The sequence below is a fragment of the Telluria sp. LT2P34 genome (assembly GCF_059685915.1).
In genome coordinates, this window is the sequence record NZ_JCASIN010000001.1 from 674907 (window position 1) to 696971 (window position 22065).

The window sequence follows — 22065 nt, forward strand, 5'->3', positions numbered from 1 at the left end:
GTCAGGGTTGCTGTCGGGCGCGGAGCTTGGCTTTAATCTGCGGCATGGCCTGGGCCGCCGCCTGTTCTCCGGCAAGAATTGCGAGGTTGCGGCCAGTGAAATCGGCGCTGCCCATCTTGCCCAGCGCCGGCGTGATGACGATGTCCGCGTCCTTCAGTTCGTAGTGGTTGATGCGCTGGCCCATGATACTGAAGGTCTGCATCAGCACGTCGAGCGAACTGGTTGTGGCCTGGGTATCGGCCTGGGTGGAGATATTAACCGCGATGATGAAATCGGCGCCCATGTCGCGCACGAACCTGACCGGCACCGGGGCCACCAGGCCGCCGTCGACAAAGGTCTTGGCGCCGATTTTCACGGGCTGGAACACGCTCGGCACGCTGGACGAGGCGCGCACCGCCAGGCCTGCGTTACCTTTGTTGAACAGTACCGCTTCACCGGTCTTGATGTCGGTGGCGACGGCGCCGAAGCGGATCTTGAAGCGCTCCATCGGCACGTTGTTCACCGCCTTGTTGACGTAGTTCTGCAGCGCCTCGCCCTTGAGCACGCCGGACGAGCGCGAAAACAGCGGCAGCGCCCAGTCGGAGATCGTCGCCTCGTCCATCTCCATCGCCGTGCGCTGCAGCCGGAAGCCGTTATAGCCCGACGCGTACAGCGCGCCCACCACCGAACCGGCGCTGGTGCCGACCACGATCTCGGGGAAGATGCCCTGGGCTTCCAGGGCCTTGATCACGCCGATGTGGGCAAAGCCGCGCGCCGCGCCGCCGCCGAGGGCGAGGCCGATCCTGATTTTCTTGGGTGGTGCCGAAGGGGGCTGAACTGCGGCCTGGACGGCGACCGGCACTGGCGCCGGCGGAGGCGTGCTGCCGCAGGCGGTCAGGAAAAGCGCGCCGAGCGCGATGATGGAAATACGTCGAGAGAACATGGCAGGGTCGAAGGGGGCAATCCCCGATTGTACCGCGCACACGAAGCGTTTGGATGAGGCGGCGTTCCATACCGCGTGGGCGGAGCCCACCCTACGAAAACCGGCCCGCCCTACCCCGGCAGCGACGTATTCGGCAAGGACGCCGTGAACGTACTCCCCTTCCCCGCCGTCGAACTGATCTTCAGGCGCCCGCCATGGCGCAGCAGCACGTGCTTGACGATCGCCAGTCCGAGCCCCGTGCCCTGGGTCTCGCGCGAGCGGCTTTTATCGACGCGGTAGAAGCGCTCGGTCAGGCGTGCGATGTGCTGGGGCTCGATGCCGATGCCGCAATCCTGCACCGAAAACTCCAGGTCGGCCCCGGAGCGGCGCCAGGCCAGCGCGATCGTGCCGCCATCCGGGGAATAACGCACCGCGTTCGACGCCAGGTTGGCAAAAGCGCTGCGCAGTTCCTCGCTGCTGCCCATCACATCCGGCCCGTCGACCGTCACCTCGATCTGGTGCCTGCCACTGGAGAGCGCACGCGCTTCCGAAGCGACCGAGTCGACCAGCGCCTTGATGTCGACGCGCTCGCGCCGCAGCGGCACTTCGTCGGACTCCAGGCGCGACAGCGTCAGCATGTCGCCGATCAGGCGCTGCATGCGCTGGCCCTGCTCCGTCATCAGCGTCAGGTGGGCTTCGCGGGTGGCGGCGTCCATGCCGGGATCGGACAGCGCGATCTCGAGGAAGCCGACGATGACGGTCAGCGGCGTGCGCAGTTCGTGCGAGGCGTTGGCGATGAAGTCGCGCCGCATCGCCTCGACCCGCTCGGTGTCGGTGGCGTCGTGCGTGACCAGGATCTGGCGCCGGTTTTCAAAGGGGATGATGCGGCATTCGATCTTGCGCCCGCGTAGCGACAGGCTCAGGGGCTGTTCGTAGCGCCCGAGGATGATGTAGTCGATGAAGTCCGGATGGCGCACCAGGTTGGTCACGCGCAGGCCCTTGTCGCGCTCGAGCGTCAGGCCCAGGTGGCGCTCGACGGCCGGGTTGCACCATTCGAGGAAGAGCACGTCGTCCATGATGGCCACGCCTTCCGGCAGCAGCGCCATCGCCTGGCGAAAACGCGCCAGCCATTCGGCCAGTTCCTTCTGGTTGCGCTCGTCCTCGCGGCGCAGGCGGTACAGGCGCGCGAAGACATCGGTCCAGGCGCCCCAGCCGTCGGGCAGGCGCCCGGACTGCGGGTCGTTCAGCCATTCCCCCAGCTGGTGCAGGTAGGACAGCTGCACGAACAGGGCAATGACGGCGCCAGCCAGCGCCAGCCCGAGGCCGGCGACCGGCCCGGCCAGCCACCAGACGATGGCGCCCACCACGAAGACGGTGGCCAGGCGCAGCAGCGCCGGCACCCAGAACAGCAGTTTTGGATTCATCGGACCTTCGGCTTGATCACTGAGTTATTTTTCGGACAGCATGTAGCCGACGCTGCGCACGGTGCGGATGAGTCCCTCGGCGCCTTTCAACGCTTTGCGCAGGCGCAGCACATGCACGTCCACGGTACGCTCTTCGATGACGGCGTGGTCGCCCCATACCTTGTCGAGCAGCTGGGCGCGCGAAAACACGCGTTCGCGGTGCGCCAGCAGGAATTTCAGCAGCTTGTATTCGGCATTGCCGATATCGACCGCCTTGTCGTCGATGGTCACCGTGCAGCTGGCCGGGTCGAGCGCCACGGCGCCGGCGCGCAGCACGCTTTCGGCCAGGTGCGGGCTTTTACGGCGCAGCAGCGCGCGGGATCTGGCCAGCAGTTCGCGCGGCGAAAACGGCTTGGTGACGTAGTCGTCGGCGCCGGTATTCAAGCCCGCCAGCTTGTCCTCTTCCATGCTCTTGGCGGTCAGCATGATGACCGGGATGTCCTGGAAATCGCGGTCGGCGCGCAGGCGCGACAGCAGGCGCAGGCCGCTCTGGTCGGGCAGCATCCAGTCGAGCAGCAGCAGGTCCGGCTTGCCGTGGCGGATGCTGTCCCAGGCGGCGGCGGTGGTGCCGACCGAGGTCACGCCCCAGCCGGCGTCGCGCAACGAATAGGTCACCAGTTCGACGATCGCCGGCTCGTCCTCGACCACCAGTACGCGCGTCGTGTGCATGGGGAATCAGCCTTCCTGCACCGCGGGTTTGCTGTGGCGGATGTCCCGCCCTTCGACCACGTAGATCACATATTCGGCGATGTTCTTCGCATGGTCGCCGATGCGCTCGATGGCTTTGGCCACCCACAGCGTGTCGAGCGCCGACGAAATCGTGCGCGGGTCTTCCATCATGAAGGTGATCAGGTTGCGCAGGATGGTGCGGAACTCGTGGTCGATGACTTCGTCGCCGGCGATGATCGACAGCGCCTGCTTGCCGTCGAGGCGGGCAAAGGCGTCGAGCGAGTCGTGCAGCAGGTCGGTGGTGCCCTTGCCGATCGAGCGGATCATGTCATAGTGGGCGAAGCTGGTGGCGCCGCGCTCATGCAGGCTCTTGGCGGTGCGCGCGATCTTGCTGGCCTCGTCGCCGATGCGCTCGAGGTCGGTGATGACCTTGATCGTGGCCATCACGGTGCGCAGGTCGTTCGCGGTCGGCTGGCGCTTGACGATCAGGTGGCTGCAGGCGTCGTCGAGCTGCACTTCGAGCTGGTTGACCGCATGGTCGTCGGCCATGACCTTGTCGGCCTTGACGGAATCGTCCACGCGAAAACAGTTCAGCGCCTCTTCGAACTGGGTTTCCACCATGCCGCCCATCAGCAGCACCTTCGAACGGATCGCTTCGAGTTCCTGGTCGTACTGTTTGCTTGAGTGTTCGCCAATCATTACCGCTCTCCCTAATTTTTTTTATCGATCAACCGAAACGGCCGGTGATGTAATCTTGCGTTTCTTTTTTCGCCGGATTCATGAACAGCGAATCGGTCTCGCCGAATTCCACCAGCTCGCCAAGGTACATGTAGGCAGTGTAATCCGAGCAGCGGGCTGCTTGCTGCATGTTGTGGGTCACGATGGTGATCGTGTAATCCTGCTTCAGTTCGCTGATCAGCTCTTCGATCTTGGCCGTCGAGATCGGGTCCAGCGCCGAGGTCGGCTCGTCGAGCAGCAGCACGTCCGGCTTGACCGCCACGCCGCGCGCGATGCACAGGCGCTGCTGCTGGCCGCCCGACAGCGACAGGCCGCTCTTGTTGAGCTTGTCCTTCGCTTCTTCCCACAGCGCCGCCTTTTTCAGGGCCCATTCGACGCGCTCGTCCATCTCGCCCTTCGACAGGTTTTCGTAGAGGCGCACGCCAAAAGCGATGTTGTCGTAGATCGACATCGGGAAGGGCGTCGGCTTCTGGAACACCATGCCGATTTTCGCGCGTAGCATGTTCACGTCCACGCCCGGCTCCAGGATGTTGCGGCCGCGGTAGATGATCGAGCCTTCCGCGCGCTGCCCCGGATACAGGTCGTACATGCGGTTCAGGGTGCGCAGCAGCGTCGACTTGCCGCAGCCCGAAGGACCGATAAAGGCCGTCACCTGCTTTTCGTGGATGTCGAGCGAGACGTTCTTCAGGCTCTGCGTCTTGCCGTAGTAAAAATCAAGGCCCGAAATCTCGATGGTCTTGTTTTTCTGCGCGCTGGCCGTCGGGCCCGGGGTTGGCGTCATTGGGGTCATGGTCATCATAGTAATTAACGGGGGGCCTTCTGGCTGAAGACGGTGCGCGACAGGATGTTCAGGAACAGCACGGTGAAGGTCACCAGCAGCGCACCGCCCCAGGCCAGCGAGCGCCAGTCGTCATACGGGCTCATCGCATATAGGTAGATCACGACCGGCAGGTTGGCGATCGGCTCGCTCATGTCGTGGCTGTAGAACTGGTTGTTCAGGGCGGTGAACAGCAGCGGCGCGGTTTCGCCGGAAATACGGGCCAGCGCCAGCAGCACGCCGGTGACCACGCCGGCTTTCACGGCGCGCAGGCGCACCATCAGCGCGACTTTCCAGCGCGGAGCACCGAGCGCGAACGCGGCTTCGAGCAGGCTGGTCGGAACCAGTCCCAGCATGTTGTCGGTCGAGCGCACCACCACCGGCACCGCGATCAGCGACAGCGCGATCGTCCCGGCCCAGCCGGCGAAGTTGCCGACGTTGGCGACATACAGGGCATACACGAACAGGCCGATGACGATCGACGGGGCCGACAGCATGATGTCGGTGACAAAACGCGTCACCTGGGCAAACTTGTTCACCTGGCCATACTCGGCCAGGTAGATGCCGGCCAGGATGCCGATCGGGGTACTGATCAGGGTCGACAGGCCGACGATCAGGACGCTGCCGACGATCGCATTGCGCAGGCCGCCGGGACTGCCCGGGGCCGGGGTGTCGAGCGTGAACATCGTGCCGGATAAGGCGCCGAAACCATTGATGAGCAAGGTGGACAGGATCCATGCCAGCATCGCCAGGCCGATCGCCATCGCGACGACGGACAGCGCGATGCCGATGCGGTGCGCCAGCAGGCGCCTGCGGTAGACGGGGTTTCTCACGACGTCTTTCATTTCGTACCTTCCGCGCGGGACATGCCCATCAACATCAACTTGGCGCCGGCCAGCACCACCAGCGTGATCGCGAACAGGATCAGGCCGAGGGCGAACAATGAGGACGAATGCAGGCCCGGGGTCGCTTCCGCGAATTCGTTGGCCAAAGTCGAGGAAATCGAATTGCCCGGCATGAATAGCGAGGAGGACAACTGGTGCGCATTACCGATGACGAAGGTGACGGCCATCGTTTCGCCCAGGGCCCGGCCCAGGCCCAGCATCACGCCGCCGACCACGCCGTTGCGGGTGTAGGGCAGCACGACCTTGCGCACGACTTCCCACTTGGTGCAGCCGAGGCCATACGCCGATTCCTTGAGCACGGCCGGCACGATCTCGAACACGTCGCGCATCACCGAGGAAATGAAGGGAATGATCATCACCGCCAGGATCAGGCCGGCGGTCAGGATGCCCATGCCCATCATCGGGCCCTGGAACAGCTGGCCGATGACCGGCACTTCGCCGAGCGTGCTTTGCAGGAAAGGCTGGACGTGGTCGGCGAACAGCGGCGCGAACACGAACAGGCCCCACATGCCGTAGATGATCGACGGCACGCCGGCCAGCAGCTCGACCGCGGTGCCCATCGGGCGGCGCAGCCAGGCCGGGCAGATTTCGGTGAGGAACAGGGCGATGCCGAAGCTGATCGGGAAAGCGACCAGCAGCGCGATGACCGAGGTGGCGACCGTGCCCCAGATGGCGATCAGGGCGCCGTAGCGGTCTTCGACCGGGTCCCATTCGGAGCTGGTGAGGAAGCCCGGGCCGAATTCCGCAAAGGCGGGCGCGGCGCCGATGGCGAGCGACACGATGATGCCGACCAGCGCCAGCAGCACGGTGATCGCGAACAGCATCGTAATCTTGTGGAAGAGGAAGTCCTGGATGCGCTGGTTGCGCATCGTCTTGCGCAGGGCGGCTTGGCTGTCGTCAGGCAGGGCCGCGCCGGACGGCTCCTTGATGACGACGGAAGGATGTGCGCTCATGGGGTGTTCTTATAGTTTATGCAGCATGGGTAGTTCAAGGCAGCCCCGGACCGGAGTCTCGGGGCTGCCCGCTTGCTGTCGGTGCTGATTTCCTGCTTACCAGAGGGCTTTGCCGGCGCCGTCCTTCAGGTTTGCGCGCCAGGCGTCCTGCACCAGCTTCACGACCGGGTCGGGCATCGGCACGTAGTCCAGCTCGGCCGCGGCGGCGTCGCCGTTCCTGTAGGCCCAGTCGAAGAACTTCAGCACTTCCTTGCCCTTGGCGGCGTCGGCCTGGCCCTTGTGCACGATGATGTAGGACGCGCCCGTGATCGGCCAGCTGGCCTTGCCCGGCTGGTCGGTCAGCACCACGGCGAAGCCCGGGGCCTTGGCCCAGTCGGCGCTGGCGGCGGCGGCCTTGAAGGCGGAATCGTCAGGCTGCAGGAAGACGCCTTCGCGGTTCTGCAGCTGGGTGTGCGCCATGCGGTTCTTCTTGGCATACGCCCACTCGACATAGCCGATCGAACCCTTGATGCGCTGCACGTTCGCCGCCACGCCTTCGTTGCCCTTGCCGCCGATGCCGACGGCCCACTTGACCGAGGTGCCGGCGCCGATCTTCAGCTTCCAGTCCGGGCTGGCCTTCGACAGGTAGTCGGTGAACAGGAAGCTGGTGCCCGAGCTGTCGGCGCGGCGCACGATGGTGATGTTGTCGGCCGGGAGTTTCACGCCCGGGTTCAGCGCGGCGATCGGCTGCGCATTCCACTTGGTGATCTTGCCCATGAAGATATCGGCCAGCACGGCGCCGGTCAGCTTGATCTGGCCCGGGGCGATGCCCGCCAGGTTCACCACCGGCACCACGCCGCCCATGATGGCCGGGAACTGGAACAGCCCGGCCTGGGCCAGCTCATTGGCAGGCAGCGGCATGTCGGAGGCGCCGAAATCGACGGTCTTGGCCTTGATCTGCTTGATGCCGGCGCCCGAGCCCACCGACTGGTAATTCATGCCATGGCCGCTGGCGGCCTTGTACATTTCCGCCCACTTGGCGTAGATCGGATACGGGAAGGTGGCGCCGGCGCCGGTGAGGTTCACGGCCTGGACGTTGGCGGCAAAGGCGGCAGATGCAACGGCTATCGAAACGAACAAGTGCTTTAAACGCATTTTGGATCCTTTCAAGGTGGTCGCAGCGGGTAAGCTCGCGGCGTTCCGGGCTTCCCGGTGAATGAGGCGCAGTCTAGCGGCCGAATATGACAAGTTGATGACATCGCAAATGCGCATGTCATCGAATCGATGACACCCCGTATCGAGCAGTGGCGCCATAGTGCCGTGATGCGTTGAAGTCCGGCACACGATTGCTGACAACATGTTTAGTTGCCGCTCGGCACTTCACTGCGCATGAGCACCCGTCCCTGGAAACCGCTTTCAACAACGTGTCAATTTGCTTGTAAATACGCTTGTAATGGCATGCGCCGCTGCTATGCTGAAAGCATGTCTACTAGATGGAGGGAATGCTGAAGAGCGTTTTAATATTATGTGGAATGTGTTTGTATTTGCCATCCTGAGCGGCATGGTTGGCCTGATTGCCTATGAAATCTTCCAGGAAGTCGGCGGCAGTTCAGAGCCCCTGCACGACCGCTATCACGAATAGCGACTAGCCCGCTTCCCGGGCCCATGTGAAAAGCGGCGAGGCCCACAAGGCACTCGCCGCTTCGTTTTTTGCGCGCCGCTTATTTCTATTAGAGCTAGCTTTTCTCGAATCGAGACGGTTTCGTACGGGCGCGATCTTCGCCTTGTAGTTGGCGGACCGGGCGCTAGACTGGACTCCATGCACTGCGCATTGCCTGCGGTGCGGAACCCCGACGGCCCTGACACCACGCCAACACTGCGCGACGCCTGCCCCGTAGGCCACTTCGCTTACTCAAGGAATCATCATGCGTGCCTTTTCCCTGCTCCTCCCCACATCCCTGCTTCTGGTCGCTTCAAGCGCCGGCGCCCAGACCACCCCCTATCCGCAGGCCGATCTGTCTGCGGCCTCCACCGTCGAAGTGGTCGCGCCCGCCAAGCGTGTCTGGATCCGGCCCGCACAGGCCCGGCTGATCGGCGGCGCCTACGACATGTCGAACGGCTGGTACCTGAGAGTGAATACGGCCGCCCACCATATCGACGCCACCATCGACAAGCAGGCACCGATGCGCCTGATTCCCGTATCGCGCTACAAATTCGTTACCGGGGATGGCAACGTGATCATGGAGTTTGCCAAAGGAAGCTCGGGCGACGACATGGTGATGAGCTACAGGCCATCACCGCGCATGGCCTGGATCGTGGTCGGGTCCGCCCCGCTGGCGCAGCGTTGAGACCGGCAGCAACATGCCCGCCTTGAGGGCGGGCATGTTGCCGCTCAATCGAGCTCGCGCAGCTTCGTAAACGCCTGGTCGATGCGCTCGACCGTGATGATGGTCATGCCTTCGATCTTTTGTTTCGGCGCATTGCCTTTCGGGATCAGGGCGATCGAGAAGCCGAGCTTGGCCGCTTCCTTGAGGCGCTCCTGGCCGCGCGGCGCCGGGCGGATTTCGCCGGCCAGGCCGACTTCCCCGAACACCACCAGTCCGCGCGGCAGCGGCTTGTTCTTCATCGACGAATTGATCGCCAGCAGCACCGCCAGGTCGGCGGCCGGCTCGGCGATCTTGACCCCGCCCACGGCGTTGATGAAAACGTCCTGGTCGAAAGCCGCGATCCCCGCATGACGGTGCAGCACGGCCAGCAGCATCGCCAGCCGGTTCTGCTCCAGGCCCACGGACAGGCGGCGCGCATTCGGCAGGTGGCTGGCATCGACCAGGGCCTGGATCTCGACCAGCAAGGGCCGCGTGCCTTCCTGCGTCACCATCACGCAGGAACCGGGTACCTGGTTGTCGTGCTGCGACAGGAACAGCGCCGACGGGTTCGAGACGCCCTTCAAGCCCTTTTCCGTCATCGCGAACACACCCAGTTCGTTGACGGCGCCGAAGCGGTTTTTAATGGCGCGCACCAGGCGGAAGCTCGACTGCGGGTCGCCCTCGAAGTACAGCACCGTGTCGACGATGTGTTCCAGCACGCGCGGGCCGGCCAGCGCGCCCTCTTTCGTGACGTGGCCGACCAGGATGATGGTGACGCCGGTCTGCTTGGCCACGCGGGTCAGTTGCGCCGCGCATTCGCGCACCTGGGACACCGAGCCGGGTGCGGCGGTAAGCGCGTCGGAGTACAGGGTCTGGATCGAATCGATCACCGCCACTTCCGGCTTCAGGTCGGCCAGGGTGCCGAGGATGCGCTCGAGCTGGATCTCGGCCTGCAGCTTCAGGTCCTTGGCTTCCACCTGGAGGCGGCGCGCGCGCAGCGCGATCTGGGCGCCGGATTCCTCGCCACTGACATATAGAGTACTGCGCGTGGCGGCCAGGTTGGCCAGGGCCTGCAGCAACAGGGTCGACTTGCCGATACCCGGGTCGCCGCCGATCAGCACCACGCCGCCCGCCACCAGGCCGCCGCCCAGCACGCGGTCGAATTCCTCGATGCCGGTGCCGAAACGCGGCACGTCGACCGCTTCGATGTCGCTCAGCGACAGCACCGGCGCCGTCTGCGCCAGCGCCTTGTAGTTCACCGTCTGCGACATCCGGTTCACGCCGGCCGTCTCGGGCACCGTCTCGACCATCGTGTTCCAGGCCTTGCAGTCGGCGCACTGGCCGGTCCAGCGGGTCGATACGCCGCCGCACTCGCTGCAGACGAAACTTGTTTTTGCTTTAGCCATGGGTTCCCAGACGTCCTTCCGTGGTTCGCACGCGGCTGGCGAGTGCGCACATCAATTCATAGCCGATGGTGCCCGAGGCGCTGGCCACCTCGTCGATCGGCAAGCCGTCGCCCCAGAGCGTGACCTTGCTGCCGACACGCGCATTGCGGATCGGCGTCAAGTCCACCGTCATCATGTCCATCGACACGCGCCCGACCACCGTGGTGCGCACGCCGTCGACGATGACCGGGGTGCCGTGCGGCGCGCTGCGCGGGTAGCCGTCGGCGTAACCGCAGGCGACCACGCCCACCGCCATCCGGCCACTGGCCTCGAACCGGCTGCCGTAGCCGACCGTGTCGCCGGCCACCAGGTCCTGGATGGCGATGATTTCCGAGGACAGGGTCATGGTCGGGCGCAGGCCGAAGTCGTGCGCCGTGCGCCCGCCGCCAGGGGTGCCGCCGTAGAGCATGATGCCGGGGCGCACCCAGTCGTTGTGGAGCTGGGCCTGGAGGACGGCCTGGTGCAGCACGCCGCCGGAATTCGACAGGCTGCGCTCGCCATCGAGTCCTTCGGCGCCCTCCCGGAAGCGCTCGACCTGGTCGGCCACGCCCAGGCGCGGGTGCTCGAGTTCGTCGGCGTTGGCGAAGTGGGTCATCAGGGTGATGTTGCGCACGCCCTTGATGGCCCGCAGGCGCTTGTAGGCCGCGGCATACTCGGCCGGCTTGAAGCCGAGCCGGTTCATGCCGGTGTTCATCTTCAGGTGGACGTCGATCGGGCGGTAGAGCTGGGTGTACTCCAGCATCTTGATCTGCTCGATGGAGTGCACGGTGCTGTTGATGTTGTGCTCGGCCAGCAGCGGCACGTCGCTGGCGTCGAAAATGCCCTCCAGCAGCAGGACCGGTTTCATCCAGCCGAGTTCGCGCAGACGCAGCGCATTCTCCGTTTCGATCAGGGCCAGGCCGTCGGCTCCCATGAAACCGCGCATGCCGCGCTCCAGGCCGTGGCCATAGGCATTGGCCTTGACGACGGCCCAGACCCGGGCCTCGGGCGCGCAGCTGCGGGCCCGTGCGAGGTTATGCTGCATCGAATCGAGGTGAATGGTGGCGCGAAGCGGGCGTGGCATGGGCAGGTGGAATACGGTTGGGGTGAAAGGCTTCATTTTACCGGACAGGCCCTCCGCGCGCGCGGCCGTTTGTTTGGGACTACCCTCCTTTCATGGTATAAAGCAACCCACACTAGTTTCCAGACTCTTCGAATGAACCGTGGTTTCTACACCATCATGGCGGCGCAGTTTTTCTCGTCGCTGGCAGACAATGCGCTGCTTTTTGTAGCCATTGACGTGTTGGTGAGGATGAACGCCCCTGCTTCGCTCACGCCCCTGCTGAAGCTGTCATTCGTCGTGTTCTACGTGCTGCTGGCCGCATTCGTCGGCGCCTTCGCCGATTCGCTGCCCAAGGGCCGCGTCATGTTCATCGCCAACCTGGTCAAGATCCTCGGTTGCGCCCTGATGTTCCTCACCGTGCACCCGCTGCTGGCCTATGCCGTGGTGGGTTTTGGCGCGGCCGTGTATTCGCCCGCCAAATACGGCATCCTGACCGAACTGCTGCCGCCGGAAAAACTCGTTCCCGCCAACGGCTGGATCGAAGGCCTGACCGTGATGTCGATCATTTTCGGCACCGTGCTCGGCGGCGCGCTGGTCAGCGTACCCGGTTCGGCCCTGCTGCTCGGCATCGATGTTCCGCTGCTCGAAACCGGCATCGACACCACCAGCGAAGCGGCAATGGCCGTGGTGGCATTCATCTACGTGCTGGCGACCCTGTTCAACCTGCGCATTCCCGATACCGGCGCCCGCTACGAACACCAGGAGCGCAACCCGTTCAAGCTGGTCGCGGACTTCGCCAATTGCTCGGCCACACTGTGGAAAGACAAGCTGGGCCAGATTTCGCTGGCCGTCACCACCCTGTTCTGGGGCGCCGGTGCGACCTTGCAACTGATCGTGCTGAAGTGGGCCGAACGCTCCCTGGGCATGACGCTCGACAAGGCGACCGGCCTGATCGGCGTCGTCGCCATCGGCGTGGCGATTGGCGCCGTGCTGGCGGCACGCATCATCCCGCTGCGCAAGTCGCTTAGCGTGATTCCGATGGGCATCTTCATGGGCCTGGTCGTCACCAGCATGGTGTTCGTGCACGACGTGATCGTCGCCTACCCGCTGCTGGCCCTGATCGGCTTCCTGTCGGGCTTTTTCGTGGTGCCGATGAACGCGCTGCTGCAGCACCGCGGCCACGTGCTCATGAGCGCCGGCCACTCGATCGCGGTGCAGAACTTCAACGAAAACCTGTCGATCCTGACCATGCTGGCGCTGTACGCGATCATGATCACGCTGAACCTCGACCTCAACATCATCATCGTCATGTTCGGCCTGACGATCGCCGGCATCACTTACCTCATCCTGCGCCTGCACCAGCGCAACCAGAAAGAGCATGATTCGCTGGCGCTGATTGGCGAGCACAAGCACTGATACCTTCCGTGCGAATCACCAGACGATAGCGCTGCCCATGTCGGCGCTGCGTTTCGCCTGCGCCCGCTCGCGCCAGTCGTTCGGCACGATGAAGCCGCGCTCCACTTCTTCGACCAAGCCCGGCGTCTCGCGCACCATGGCCACCAGCACCGGCGCCGGCGCCGTCTCGAATTGCGCCTCCAGCTCGGCATGCAACTGCGCGCAATTCATCAGGCGCGTGGCCTGGGCGGCCCGGAACGGCGCCAGCCACTGGAGTTTCGGAAGAATCAAAAAAGCGTCCGCCCCGAGCGTATCGAGTTCGCCCAGCGCGCACCAGAAGCCGCGGCAGTGGCCGGCCGTGATCCCGCTCATTGCCGGCCAGCTGCCGGCCGGGTAGAACAGCCAGCCCTTGACCAGGGCGCGCGCCGCCGCCACCGGGCGTGGCAGAAGCAGTTGCGCCGCCGGGTGGGCGCCCAGTTCCAGCTGGCGCTCGAAGATCTTGCGCATCTTGGCGCCCAGGCTGTCGGCCAGGTTCGGACCGACCAGGGTATCGAACTGCTGGCCGTCGGACTGCCCGGCGGCCCCATCCTGCAGCAGATAGAACTTGGTGGCGAATTCGATGTGTTCGACGAAATCCGGGCCGGCATCGAGCAGGAAGTCGAATTCGCCGACGGTGTCGTTGCGGCTGGCGCGGATCTGCAAGCCGTGCGCGACCAGGCGGCCCTGCTGCTGGTAATAGAAGGCCATCAGCTTTTCGGCGTACAGGCCGAGGCGCGTGTAGACGCGCGGGCCGAGGGCGGCGTCGAGCGCGGCCGGATCGCGGTCGAGGTCGGCCAGCCAGCGTGCGACGTCCAGCGTGACCGGCCCGACCGAGGCGACGCGGCCATGCCAGTGCGGCGCGGCGGCGTCCAGCAGATCGGGCGAGTCGAGCAGCCAGGCCAGTGCGCGCACCCGCGGGCGCCGCAGGTGGCCCCAGCGGCGGTGGAAGGCCAGCTGGTAGCTAGCGGTCCCGTCGCGCATCGCGCTCCGGCCCACCTTGCGCGCGCGCCCGGCACAGGTCAGCCCATGCCAGCGCCTTGTCGAGGCCGCGCCGCAGCAGTTCGCCCGGATGCAGGGTGGCCACCAATGAAGCCTCGCGATAGGCGTGCACGGCCCCGCGGCTGCCGGCCAGCGGCGCCGACAGCGGCTTGCCGAGCAGGCCGTTGGCGGCGATCTGGCCCAGGGTCAGCACGGTTGTCGCGCCCGTCAGGGCCAGCTCGCGCTCGAGGAAGGGACGGCAGGCGGCCGCTTCGTCGCTGGTGGGCGCGCGGTCGCCGCCATTGGCGCTGGCCGGGCGGCACTTGACCAGCTGCGTGACCCAGACATCCCGCTCGCGCGCCATGCCAACGGCAGCCAGCATGTTGTCGAACAGCTTGCCGGGGTCGCCGGCCAGCGGCTGGCCGGCCTGTTCGTCGGCGGCGCTCGCCGCGCCGGCGGCCACGAACCAGCGCGCCTGGCGGCTGCCGGCGCCATACACCGGTTTGCGGCCGGCGCAGGAGCCGCAGCGCTCGCAGCGCGCGATCGCCGCGTGCAGTTCGTCCCAGTCCATGGCGGCGATCGCCTCCAGGCTGTCGGCCGGTTCGGGCGCTTCGACCGGCGCCATGACGGGCGGCGCCCAGGGGGCGGGCGCTTCCGCCGTGGTGCGCGGGATCTCGCCCCAGGCCGGATCGCGCGGCGGCGGCGGGATGAGTCCCGGCGCAGCCGGAACCGAAGCCGCAGCATCCCCGGCACCGACCGCCTTGACGCTCCCCTCCACGCTCGCCTCGGGATCGGCGTCGATCGACGGCCGGCGCAGGCGCCAGAGCGGTGCAATGCCCATCTCGGCGAGGAACACCTCGTCGCGCTCGCTCCTGTTCATAATATGTGCCTCATCACGATGGCATCCTCGCGCTTGCCCTCATGGGCCGGATAATACCCCCTGCGGCGGCCGATCTCGTCGAAACCGAAACGCTGGTAGACGGCCACTGCCCGTTCGTTGGTCGGACGTACTTCGAGCAGCACCGATCCGGCGCCCATCCCGCGCGCCCGCGCGCACAGGGTCTCGAGCAGGTGGCGCCCCAGGCCCGTGCCCTGGCGCTCGGCGGCGACCGCGACGTCGAGCAGGTGCGCCTCGTCGAGCGCATACATCAGCAGGAAGTAAGCGGCGAGCTTGCCCTGCGGGTCGCGCAGCAGCCAGGCGTCGTAGCCGGCCGCCAGCGAGTCGGCAAAGTTGGCGCGGCTCCAGGGGTGCGGGAACACGCTGCATTCGAGGGCGAACACCTCGTCGACGTCGGCGGGCAGCATCGGCAGCAGCTGCAGGCCGGCGCTGGCGGACGCGTTCATCATGCCCTCGCCCCTGCCTCTGTTCCCGCCGCTTTCGCGATCGCCTTTTCAGCGTTGATCACCTGGCGCTCGGCGCTGGTGAAGGCAATCTTGTTGCGCAGGTAAAGCGGCTGGGCCTGAACCGCCGGCACGCCCTGCCCGGCTGCCAGCGCCGCCGCGCCCAGCGGCGCCATGTCGCTCGCATGCGGCACGATTGTGGTGTCGGCATCCTGCGCGAAGGCCTTGCCGGCAAAGGCGTCGGGATAGGCGGCAAAGCCGTTGCCGCAAGCGGCCAGGCCGTCGGCCAGACCCTCCGTGAAAATCGGCTGCACGGCGTCCGGGCTGGACAGGGTCGGCGCCACCACGACCTGCCAGGCGCCGCCCGCACGGCGGTACTGCGCCCAATACACCTCGCCCATGCGGGCATCGAGCACGGCCAGCACCTCAAGTGCGCCGCAACGCGCGTGGCAGGCCTCGGCCATCGCCTCGAGCGTGACGATCGGCACGACCGGCAGGCCGGCCCCGAAGGCCAGCCCCTGCACCACGCCGCAGGCGGTGCGCACGCCGGTAAACGAACCGGGGCCGGCGCCGAAGGCAATCGCATCGACCTGCGCCAGCGTGATCCCCGCCTCGCGCAGCAAGTCCTGCACCATCGGCAGCACGGACTGGGAATGGGTGCGTACGCCGCCCGCTTCGCGCGCGAGGACGGCGGCGCCCGACATCAGGGCGCAGGAGGCGAGTTCGGACGAGGTTTCGATGGCAAGGATGATAGGCATACCCGTATTTTAACCCGCCACGGCTACTCCTATCCATGGCGCCAAGAGTAGAATGCGCCCATGCATAGCCTAACGCTCGAGCCAACCAACCGTGACGAGGTCACCACCGCCGTGGACAGCGGCCGCTGGATCGTCGCCTGCCTGTGCGCCGCCTGGTGCGGCACCTGCACTTCCTACCGCGCCGCTTTCGAAAGCCTGGCGGCGCGCCATCCGGACAAGACTTTTGTCTGGATCGACGTCGAAGACCAGGCCGACGTGGTCGGCGACCTCGATGTCGACAACTTCCCCACCCTGCTGCTCCAGCGCGGCGATACCGTGGCTTTTTTTGGCCCCATGCTGCCCGACGCGCTCGTGGCCGACCGGCTGGTGCAGGCCCAGGCCGACATGGCGCCGGAAGAGCTGGCGCGCCTGGCTGATTCAAATGAGGAACGGCGCGACTGGCAGCGCGATTGCAACCTGCGCACGCTGTTGCGTGACGCTGCCTGATTATCTGCGCCCGCCGCCATATAGAATAGTTTCCATGTAAAGATAATGCCGGGTCGCCTGTATTATCAGGCGGCCCGGCATTATCTTTCGAACTGCGCAGCTTGTATCCAGACGCGTGCGAGCGCGGCTGGATACAGCATTATCTCTGCGGCACCTCTGCGATATTAACGCTGGGTGGTCGTGGTGGTGCGGTGGGTGTGATCTTCTTTCTTGCGGCGCAGGCCGAGCAGGCCGGCCAGACCCAGCAAGCCGATCCAGCCCATGTCCTTGTCGTCGTCGACTGGCACGGTCTGGGTGGTGGTGGTGGCGCCGGTCGAAGGATCGGTGGTGGTCTGTGCGGACGCAGGCAGTGCGACAGCTGCGGTCAGCGAAACGGCGAGAAGGGCACGTGCGGCGATAGCATTTACTTTTTTCATATTCCACTCCTGGGTTATGTGAACAATTATTTTATTAAGCGGCGAGCGAGAATATCTTGCGACTCATGTTCGCAGGATCTACTGCGTCACTTGCAGGGCTAGTATAGACAATATGCTAATGGGGTCGCGTTCGTTAGCCTTGCGGAAATATTAATAATATTTGGACATCCAGGGAATATGTGGCATCACATCAGTAATAATCAAATTCGGCAATTTGAATAGAAAATCAAGCCAGCCGTAGCGGCAAACTGCGTAATCTTTGCCCGGTCAAGGCAAACACGGCGGCGGCCACGGCCGGGGCCAGCGGCGGCACGCCCGGTTCGCCCACGCCCTCGGGCGGCTCGGCGCTGGCGAGGATGATGGTCTCGACCAGCGGCGCGCGGTCGATCCGCAGCAGCGGATAGTCGCCGAAGTTCGACTGCTGCACCCGGCCGTCCTTGACGGTGATCTCGCCGGCCAGCGCCGCCGACAGGGCGAACACCACCGACGACTCCATCTGCTGGGCGACGATGTTCGGGTTGACCACGATGCCGCAGTCGATCGCGCACCAGACCCGGTGCACGCGGATCTCCCCGCCCTCGACCGACACTTGCGCCACCTGGGCGACGATGCTGCCGAAGGACTGGTGCAGCGCCACGCCATGGGCGCGGCCCTCCGGCACGGCGCCTGCCGCTTGCGCCGCCTCGACGGCGGCATCGAGCACCGCCAGGTGGCGCGGATGGCGCGCCAGCAGCGCGCGCCGGTAAACCACCCCGCCCTGGCCGGCCGCGTGCGCGACTTCGTCGAGGAAGGCTTCCTTGAAAAAGGCATTGTGCGAATGGCCTACCGAGCGCCAGTAGCCGAGCGGCACCGCGCTGTCGACCGTCACGTGGGCGATGCGCTGGTTGGGGATCTCGTACTGCATGTCGTAGGCGCCTTCGGCCGTGGTCTTGTCGGGCCCCATGCCGGGCAGGCCCAGGTTGCGCGGGAAGTACTGGTGGCCGATGGCGCCGCTGGCCGACTTGTTGTCCCAGGCCAGGAGGCGCCCGCGGGCGTCCAGGCTGGCCCGCAGGCGCGCCAGCGCGGCCGGCCGGTAGACATCGTGCCGGGTATCGTCCTCGCGCGTCCAGATCAGCTGCACCGGTTTGCCGCCGGTGCGCAGGGCCACCGCCACCGCCTGCGCCACCATGTCGCTTTCCAGGCGGCGCCCGAAGCCGCCCCCGAGCAGCGTGACCTCGATAGCGACATCCTCGCGCGCCACGCCGGCCACCCTGGCCGCGACTTCGACGGCGATGCTCGGCACCTGGGTCGAGACCCACAGCCGCACTTTTCCGTCCGCGACCTGGGCCGTGCAATTGATCGGCTCGAGCGCCGCGTGCGCAAGGAAAGGCGCGCGGTACTCGGCGCTGATGGTTGTTGCGGCGCCGGGGGCGTCCTGGCTGCCGGATTCGAAATAGGTGCGGCCGTCCTCCTTGTCGAGCGCCGCGGCAAAGCCGGCGAAGATCGCCTCGCTCGACAGGCCGGCGCCCTCCTGCTCGTGCCAGCGCACCAGCAGCGCGGCGGCGGCGCTTTTGGCCTGCCACCAGCTGCGCGCCACCACCGCGAGACCGGCGCCGGCGCCGGAATACGGCCCCAGCGAGGACGAAAAGTCGACCACGCCGGTCACCCCGGGCATCGCTTTCGCCGCGGCGGCATCCACATACGCCACCGTGCCGCCGATCACGGGCGACATCCTGACGGCCGCGTACAGCAGGCCGGGCGGGCGGGCGTCAATGCCGAACAAGGCGCTGCCGTCGACCTTGGCGGGGGTGTCGCGGCGCGCCACGGGTTTGCCGATCAGGCGAAACTCGCGTGGTTCTTTCAGGCGCACCTCATTCACGTCAATTGCGACGCCGATCCCGGCGCCGACTGTCGCCGCGCGCGCGGCCAGGCTGCCGTAGGAAGCGCGCCGGCCGTCGCGGTGGATCACGAAACCGTCCTCGGTGCGGCAATCCGCCACGGGCGACTTCCACCCTTCTGCGGCCGCCTTCACCAGCATCGCGCGCGCCACGGCGCCGGCTTCGCGCATCGGTTCCCAGGCATCCTTCACGCTGGTCGAGCCGCCGGTGAACATGATGCCCAGTTCGCGCCCGATCTTCCCCATGACCCACTGGGTGCCGTCCTTCACGTTGCCGCGCTCGTCCGGGTGGAAGGGCAGGTTATCGCGCACCACGGCGAGGTTGCCGAAGATCTTGTCGATCGGCGCGCCCATGATGGCCACGCTGGCCAGCGGCGCGTCGAGTTCCTCGGCCACCAGCATCGGCAGCGCGGTGTGCACGCCCTGCCCCATTTCGCTGCGCGGCACCACCACCGATACCGTGCCGTCGGGCGCGATCGCCACCCAGCCGTTGAGGGCGATCACGCCCTCGCCCACCATCAGGGGCAGGCCCGTGTGCAGGCGCTGGCGCAAGGGTCGCATACCCCAGCCGACGATCAGCGCGCCGCCCGCGAGCAGGCCGCCGAGCAGGAAGCGGCGCCGCTTGCGCGAGCGCGGGAGGGCATCAAGCGGGGCTGTCGTGTCTCGCATCCTGTCCCCATGTGCGCAGCAGTTCCTCCGGCGCCACCGGCCGGCCGTACAGGTAACCCTGCGCGCGCGTGCAGCCGTGGCGCAGCAGGAAAGCCGCCTGTTCTTCGGTTTCGACCCCTTCGGCGATCACCGACAGGTTCATGCTCTTGCCCAGCTGGATGATGGCGATCGCAATCGCTTCGTCGTTCGAGTCGAGCGCGATGTCCTTGATGAAGCTGCGGTCGATCTTGAGCACGTCCACCGGCAGCTGCTTCAGGTAGGCCAGCGACGAGTAGCCGGTGCCGAAGTCGTCGATCGCCAGCCCCACGCCCATCGCGTGCAGCTCGTGGACAAAAGCGAGCGCGTCGCCCGTGTTCATGATGACCGACTCGGTTACCTCGAGCTGCAGGCGGCGCGGCGCCAGCCCGGTTTCGGCCAGCACCTGCGCCACCTGCGGCGCCATCGTCCCGCGCTCGACCTGGCGCACCGACAGGTTCACCGCCATCTTCGGCACGGCCAGGCCGGCCTCGTCCCAGCGTCCCATCTGGCGGCAGGCTTCCAGCAGCACCCATTCGCCGATCTGGTTGATGAAGCCGGTCTCCTCGGCCATCGGGATGAAGCGCACCGGGCTGACCGAGCCCAGTTCCGGGTTGGTCCAGCGCACCAGCGCCTCGACGCCGATCAGGCGCGCGCTTTCGATGTCGACCTGGGGCTGGTAGTGCAGGAAAATCTCCTGGCGCTCGATGGCGCGCCGCAGCAGCGCCTCCATGCGCAGGCGTTCGATGCCTTCGCCATCCATCTGGCGCGCGTAGAACTGGTAACCGTTGCGCCCGCGCGACTTGGCCTGGTACATCGCGACGTCGGCATTCCTCACCAGCAGGTTGGCGTCGACCCCGTCTTCCGGGAACATGCTGATGCCGAGGCTGCCGGTGACGTAGAGCTCGTGGCTGGCCACCACGAAGGGCTGCTCGAACATGCCCATCAGCTTGTCGGCCACCTGGCGCGCGCCGGAACTGCCGCCGACGTTCTCGAGCAGCACGACGAATTCGTCGCCGCCCAGGCGCGCCAGGGTGTCGCCCTCGCGCAGGCGGGCCCCCAGCAGCCCCGCGACCAGTTTCAGCAGCTCGTCGCCGACGTGGTGGCCGAGGGTGTCGTTGACGTTCTTGAAGCGGTCGAGGTCGATGAACACGACCGCCAGTTGCTGGTTTTCGCGGGTGGCGCGCCCGATCGCATGCAGCAGGCGGTCCTGGAACAGCAGGCGATTCGGCAGGCTGGTGAGCGGGTCGTGGTGGGCCAGGTAGTCGAGCTTTTCCTGCGATTGTTTCAGGCGCGTGATGTCGCTGAAGACGCCGACGTAATGGGCGACCTGGCCGGCGTCGTTGCGCACGGTGGAGACGGTCAGCCATTCGAGCCAGGTCTCGCCGTCCTTGCGCGTGCTGCGCAGTTCGCCGCGCCAGAAGCCGGTCTCGTTGAGCTGGCGCCACATGGTCCAGAACAGCTCCTGGTCGTGGCGGGTGCTGCGCGTGACGCTCCAGGGGCAGCCGATGACTTCGTCGGCGGCCCAGCCGGTGATATGGGTAAAGGCCGGATTGACCGTGACGATGATGCCATGGGCGTCGACCACCATCACGCCGTCGGCGATGTGCTCGAGCACGGTGCTCGACAGGCGCAGCTTTTCCTCGGTCGCCTTGCGTACGGCGATGTCGGCGCCCTGCTCGGCCAGCAGCGCGGCAATCCGCATTTCGTTGTGCTTGCGTTCGCTGATGTCGGAAATGATGCCATCGACCCAGAAGCCCTCCTCGCCAGGCACCCGCTGCGGCTGGCCGCTCTCCTGCACCCAGCGTTCGGCGCCGCCGGGGCCGACGATGCGGTATTCGACTTCGTAGCTGCTGCCGGACTGGATCGCCTCGCGCGTCACCTGGCGCTGCAGGCGGCGGTCCTCGGGCACGACCAGGTTCGACCAGTCCTCGGTCGTGCCGCGCATGAGCTGCGCGGCCGGCATGCCGGATATGCCCTCGATGGCCTCGCTGACGAAATCGATACCGCCGCCCGGGCGCGCCCGGAACACGGCGCCCGGCACCTGGGTGACGATGGTGCGGAACTGCTCCTCGCGCCGCGCGACGTCGACGAACAGGTCGCGGATCGCCACGCGCATGCGCTCCATCTGGGTCCCGAGCCGGCCCAGTTCGCCGGGGGCCTCGAGCACCAGCGGGGCGTCGAAATCGCCGCGCGAGAGGCGGTCGGAAAAGCCGGTGAGCGTGCGCAGGGGAACGCGCAGGCGGCGCCGCAGGAAGGCCAGGATCAGGGCCAGCGAGACCAGCACCTGCACCGCCAGCACCAGCGCGTAATTGCGCTGCTTGCGGTTCAGGGCCTGCACCCGCAGCAGGTCGTCCATCTCGATCCGTACCTGTCCGATGCGTTCGCCCTCGACCCTGACTTCGCGCGTGGCCTGCACCACCCTGCCGAGCGGTCGCGCGGCTGCGCGCTCGTCGATCAGGCCAGTCTCCTGTGCGCCAACGACCCGAACGCGCACGACCGACGGGTCGCGCATGACGGCCCCGACGAGCGAACGCGCGGCCTCGGTATTCATGTCCCACAGCGACTCGCGCATGCCGCGCGCGAGGATGTCGGCGTTGCGCTGCAGCGTTTCGTCGAGTTCGGCGACGGTGGCCTCGCGCTCCTGCACCACCAGCAGGACGTAGCCGGCCACCAGCACCGGGATCACCAGCCCGCCGACGACGACGAACAGCATGGCGCCATAAATGGACCGCGTCGACCGGCCGTAGAACCGGGTCAGTCGCGACGTCAAGCCGCGCAGGAAGCCGTGGACCTCAGGCCAGCCCATGGCCG

Annotated in this window: 21 protein-coding genes; 4 read left to right on the forward strand and 17 right to left on the reverse strand. The window is 66.3% G+C overall.

Annotation, left to right across the window (positions count from 1 at the left end):
- Position 1: 1 nt before the first annotated feature.
- From AC56KZ_RS02975 to pstS, 8 genes are all read right to left on the reverse strand, one after another.
- Positions 2-922, reverse strand: coding sequence for a patatin-like phospholipase family protein (locus AC56KZ_RS02975; protein ID WP_497160636.1), 921 nt, complete (start codon positions 920-922; stop codon positions 2-4).
- Positions 923-1032: 110 nt separating this feature from the next.
- Entirely contained in the window at positions 1033-2325 is a 1293-nt protein-coding gene (gene phoR / locus AC56KZ_RS02980; protein ID WP_497160637.1) for a phosphate regulon sensor histidine kinase PhoR, read from the reverse strand.
- A 24-nt stretch (positions 2326-2349) separates the two neighbouring features.
- A complete protein-coding gene (locus AC56KZ_RS02985) occupies positions 2350-3033 on the reverse strand; it encodes a response regulator (protein WP_497160638.1) in 684 nt (227 codons plus the stop codon).
- 6 nt (positions 3034-3039) lie between these two features.
- Positions 3040-3732: a phosphate signaling complex protein PhoU gene (gene phoU, locus AC56KZ_RS02990; RefSeq protein WP_497160639.1), complete on the reverse strand. Its 693-nt coding sequence runs from the start codon at positions 3730-3732 to the stop codon at positions 3040-3042.
- A gap of 28 nt (positions 3733-3760) precedes the next feature.
- Complete coding sequence (pstB, locus tag AC56KZ_RS02995; protein WP_497160640.1) at positions 3761-4552, reverse strand: phosphate ABC transporter ATP-binding protein PstB; 792 nt, start codon at positions 4550-4552, stop codon at positions 3761-3763.
- A 23-nt stretch (positions 4553-4575) separates the two neighbouring features.
- On the reverse strand, positions 4576-5433 hold the full coding sequence (gene pstA, locus AC56KZ_RS03000) for a phosphate ABC transporter permease PstA (RefSeq protein WP_497160641.1): 858 nt from the start codon (positions 5431-5433) through the stop codon (positions 4576-4578).
- Positions 5430-6446 carry a phosphate ABC transporter permease subunit PstC gene (gene pstC, locus AC56KZ_RS03005; protein ID WP_497160642.1) on the reverse strand — a complete coding sequence of 339 codons (1017 nt, stop codon included), beginning with the start codon at positions 6444-6446 and terminating at the stop codon, positions 5430-5432. The genes pstA and pstC overlap by 4 nt, the downstream gene beginning before the upstream one ends.
- Positions 6447-6542: 96 nt before the next feature.
- Positions 6543-7580 carry a phosphate ABC transporter substrate-binding protein PstS gene (pstS, locus tag AC56KZ_RS03010; RefSeq protein WP_497160643.1) on the reverse strand — a complete coding sequence of 346 codons (1038 nt, stop codon included), beginning with the start codon at positions 7578-7580 and terminating at the stop codon, positions 6543-6545.
- A 298-nt stretch (positions 7581-7878) separates the two neighbouring features.
- Between pstS and AC56KZ_RS03015 the strand changes: the two genes are divergently transcribed.
- Together AC56KZ_RS03015 and AC56KZ_RS03020 are read left to right on the forward strand one after the other, a co-directional pair.
- Positions 7879-8067 (forward strand): hypothetical protein, encoded by a 189-nt coding sequence (locus AC56KZ_RS03015; protein ID WP_497160644.1) that lies wholly within the window; start codon positions 7879-7881, stop codon positions 8065-8067.
- 283 nt (positions 8068-8350) lie between these two features.
- Positions 8351-8773, forward strand: coding sequence for a hypothetical protein (locus AC56KZ_RS03020; protein WP_497160645.1), 423 nt, complete (start codon positions 8351-8353; stop codon positions 8771-8773).
- 44 nt (positions 8774-8817) lie between these two features.
- Here AC56KZ_RS03020 and radA read toward each other — a convergent pair whose 3' ends face one another.
- Together radA and alr are read right to left on the reverse strand one after the other, a co-directional pair.
- Entirely contained in the window at positions 8818-10197 is a 1380-nt protein-coding gene (radA, locus tag AC56KZ_RS03025) for a DNA repair protein RadA (protein WP_497160646.1), read from the reverse strand.
- Positions 10190-11299 carry an alanine racemase gene (gene alr / locus AC56KZ_RS03030; RefSeq protein WP_497160647.1) on the reverse strand — a complete coding sequence of 370 codons (1110 nt, stop codon included), beginning with the start codon at positions 11297-11299 and terminating at the stop codon, positions 10190-10192. The genes radA and alr overlap by 8 nt, the downstream gene beginning before the upstream one ends.
- A gap of 132 nt (positions 11300-11431) precedes the next feature.
- Between alr and lplT the strand changes: the two genes are divergently transcribed.
- Complete coding sequence (gene lplT / locus AC56KZ_RS03035) at positions 11432-12694, forward strand: lysophospholipid transporter LplT (RefSeq protein WP_497160648.1); 1263 nt, start codon at positions 11432-11434, stop codon at positions 12692-12694.
- 15 nt (positions 12695-12709) lie between these two features.
- Here lplT and AC56KZ_RS03040 read toward each other — a convergent pair whose 3' ends face one another.
- Genes AC56KZ_RS03040 through tsaB form a run of 4 tightly spaced genes read right to left on the reverse strand, consistent with a single transcriptional unit; the run spans position 12710 to position 15789 of the window.
- Positions 12710-13693, reverse strand: a complete 984-nt coding sequence (locus AC56KZ_RS03040) for a DUF1853 family protein (protein WP_497160649.1) — start codon at positions 13691-13693, stop codon at positions 12710-12712.
- Positions 13674-14570 carry a uracil-DNA glycosylase gene (locus AC56KZ_RS03045; protein WP_497160650.1) on the reverse strand — a complete coding sequence of 299 codons (897 nt, stop codon included), beginning with the start codon at positions 14568-14570 and terminating at the stop codon, positions 13674-13676. The genes AC56KZ_RS03040 and AC56KZ_RS03045 overlap by 20 nt, the downstream gene beginning before the upstream one ends.
- Positions 14567-15034 (reverse strand): ribosomal protein S18-alanine N-acetyltransferase, encoded by a 468-nt coding sequence (gene rimI / locus AC56KZ_RS03050; protein ID WP_497161205.1) that lies wholly within the window; start codon positions 15032-15034, stop codon positions 14567-14569. The genes AC56KZ_RS03045 and rimI overlap by 4 nt, the downstream gene beginning before the upstream one ends.
- Complete coding sequence (gene tsaB, locus AC56KZ_RS03055) at positions 15034-15789, reverse strand: tRNA (adenosine(37)-N6)-threonylcarbamoyltransferase complex dimerization subunit type 1 TsaB (RefSeq protein WP_497160651.1); 756 nt, start codon at positions 15787-15789, stop codon at positions 15034-15036. Before tsaB ends, rimI begins: the two co-directional genes overlap by 1 nt.
- Positions 15790-15849: 60 nt before the next feature.
- Between tsaB and AC56KZ_RS03060 the strand changes: the two genes are divergently transcribed.
- Positions 15850-16275 (forward strand): thioredoxin family protein, encoded by a 426-nt coding sequence (locus tag AC56KZ_RS03060; RefSeq protein ID WP_497160652.1) that lies wholly within the window; start codon positions 15850-15852, stop codon positions 16273-16275.
- A 164-nt stretch (positions 16276-16439) separates the two neighbouring features.
- On the opposite strand, the gene AC56KZ_RS03065 is transcribed toward AC56KZ_RS03060, so the two are convergent.
- The 3 genes from AC56KZ_RS03065 to AC56KZ_RS03075 form a co-directional block, all read right to left on the reverse strand.
- Positions 16440-16691 (reverse strand): WGxxGxxG family protein, encoded by a 252-nt coding sequence (locus tag AC56KZ_RS03065; protein ID WP_497160653.1) that lies wholly within the window; start codon positions 16689-16691, stop codon positions 16440-16442.
- A 226-nt stretch (positions 16692-16917) separates the two neighbouring features.
- Positions 16918-19236: a xanthine dehydrogenase family protein molybdopterin-binding subunit gene (locus tag AC56KZ_RS03070; RefSeq protein ID WP_497160654.1), complete on the reverse strand. Its 2319-nt coding sequence runs from the start codon at positions 19234-19236 to the stop codon at positions 16918-16920.
- The gene (locus AC56KZ_RS03075) at positions 19211-22060 is read right to left on the reverse strand and encodes a bifunctional diguanylate cyclase/phosphodiesterase (protein WP_497160655.1); all 2850 of its coding nucleotides are present in this window, start codon (positions 22058-22060) and stop codon (positions 19211-19213) included. Before AC56KZ_RS03075 ends, AC56KZ_RS03070 begins: the two co-directional genes overlap by 26 nt.
- Positions 22061-22065 lie beyond the last annotated feature (5 nt).

Coding starts and splice junctions, on each gene's coding strand:
- AC56KZ_RS02975 (WP_497160636.1), bottom strand. CDS start 922: ATGTTCTCTCGACGTATTTCCATCATCGCGCTCGGCGCGCTTTTCCTG.
- phoR (WP_497160637.1), bottom strand. CDS start 2,325: ATGAATCCAAAACTGCTGTTCTGGGTGCCGGCGCTGCTGCGCCTGGCC.
- AC56KZ_RS02985 (WP_497160638.1), bottom strand. CDS start 3,033: ATGCACACGACGCGCGTACTGGTGGTCGAGGACGAGCCGGCGATCGTC.
- phoU (WP_497160639.1), bottom strand. CDS start 3,732: ATGATTGGCGAACACTCAAGCAAACAGTACGACCAGGAACTCGAAGCG.
- pstB (WP_497160640.1), bottom strand. CDS start 4,552: ATGACGCCAACCCCGGGCCCGACGGCCAGCGCGCAGAAAAACAAGACC.
- pstA (WP_497160641.1), bottom strand. CDS start 5,433: ATGAAAGACGTCGTGAGAAACCCCGTCTACCGCAGGCGCCTGCTGGCG.
- pstC (WP_497160642.1), bottom strand. CDS start 6,446: ATGAGCGCACATCCTTCCGTCGTCATCAAGGAGCCGTCCGGCGCGGCC.
- pstS (WP_497160643.1), bottom strand. CDS start 7,580: ATGCGTTTAAAGCACTTGTTCGTTTCGATAGCCGTTGCATCTGCCGCC.
- AC56KZ_RS03015 (WP_497160644.1), top strand. CDS start 7,879: ATGGCATGCGCCGCTGCTATGCTGAAAGCATGTCTACTAGATGGAGGG.
- AC56KZ_RS03020 (WP_497160645.1), top strand. CDS start 8,351: ATGCGTGCCTTTTCCCTGCTCCTCCCCACATCCCTGCTTCTGGTCGCT.
- radA (WP_497160646.1), bottom strand. CDS start 10,197: ATGGCTAAAGCAAAAACAAGTTTCGTCTGCAGCGAGTGCGGCGGCGTA.
- alr (WP_497160647.1), bottom strand. CDS start 11,299: ATGCCACGCCCGCTTCGCGCCACCATTCACCTCGATTCGATGCAGCAT.
- lplT (WP_497160648.1), top strand. CDS start 11,432: ATGAACCGTGGTTTCTACACCATCATGGCGGCGCAGTTTTTCTCGTCG.
- AC56KZ_RS03040 (WP_497160649.1), bottom strand. CDS start 13,693: ATGCGCGACGGGACCGCTAGCTACCAGCTGGCCTTCCACCGCCGCTGG.
- AC56KZ_RS03045 (WP_497160650.1), bottom strand. CDS start 14,570: ATGAACAGGAGCGAGCGCGACGAGGTGTTCCTCGCCGAGATGGGCATT.
- rimI (WP_497161205.1), bottom strand. CDS start 15,034: ATGAACGCGTCCGCCAGCGCCGGCCTGCAGCTGCTGCCGATGCTGCCC.
- tsaB (WP_497160651.1), bottom strand. CDS start 15,789: ATGCCTATCATCCTTGCCATCGAAACCTCGTCCGAACTCGCCTCCTGC.
- AC56KZ_RS03060 (WP_497160652.1), top strand. CDS start 15,850: ATGCATAGCCTAACGCTCGAGCCAACCAACCGTGACGAGGTCACCACC.
- AC56KZ_RS03065 (WP_497160653.1), bottom strand. CDS start 16,691: ATGAAAAAAGTAAATGCTATCGCCGCACGTGCCCTTCTCGCCGTTTCG.
- AC56KZ_RS03070 (WP_497160654.1), bottom strand. CDS start 19,236: ATGCGAGACACGACAGCCCCGCTTGATGCCCTCCCGCGCTCGCGCAAG.
- AC56KZ_RS03075 (WP_497160655.1), bottom strand. CDS start 22,060: ATGGGCTGGCCTGAGGTCCACGGCTTCCTGCGCGGCTTGACGTCGCGA.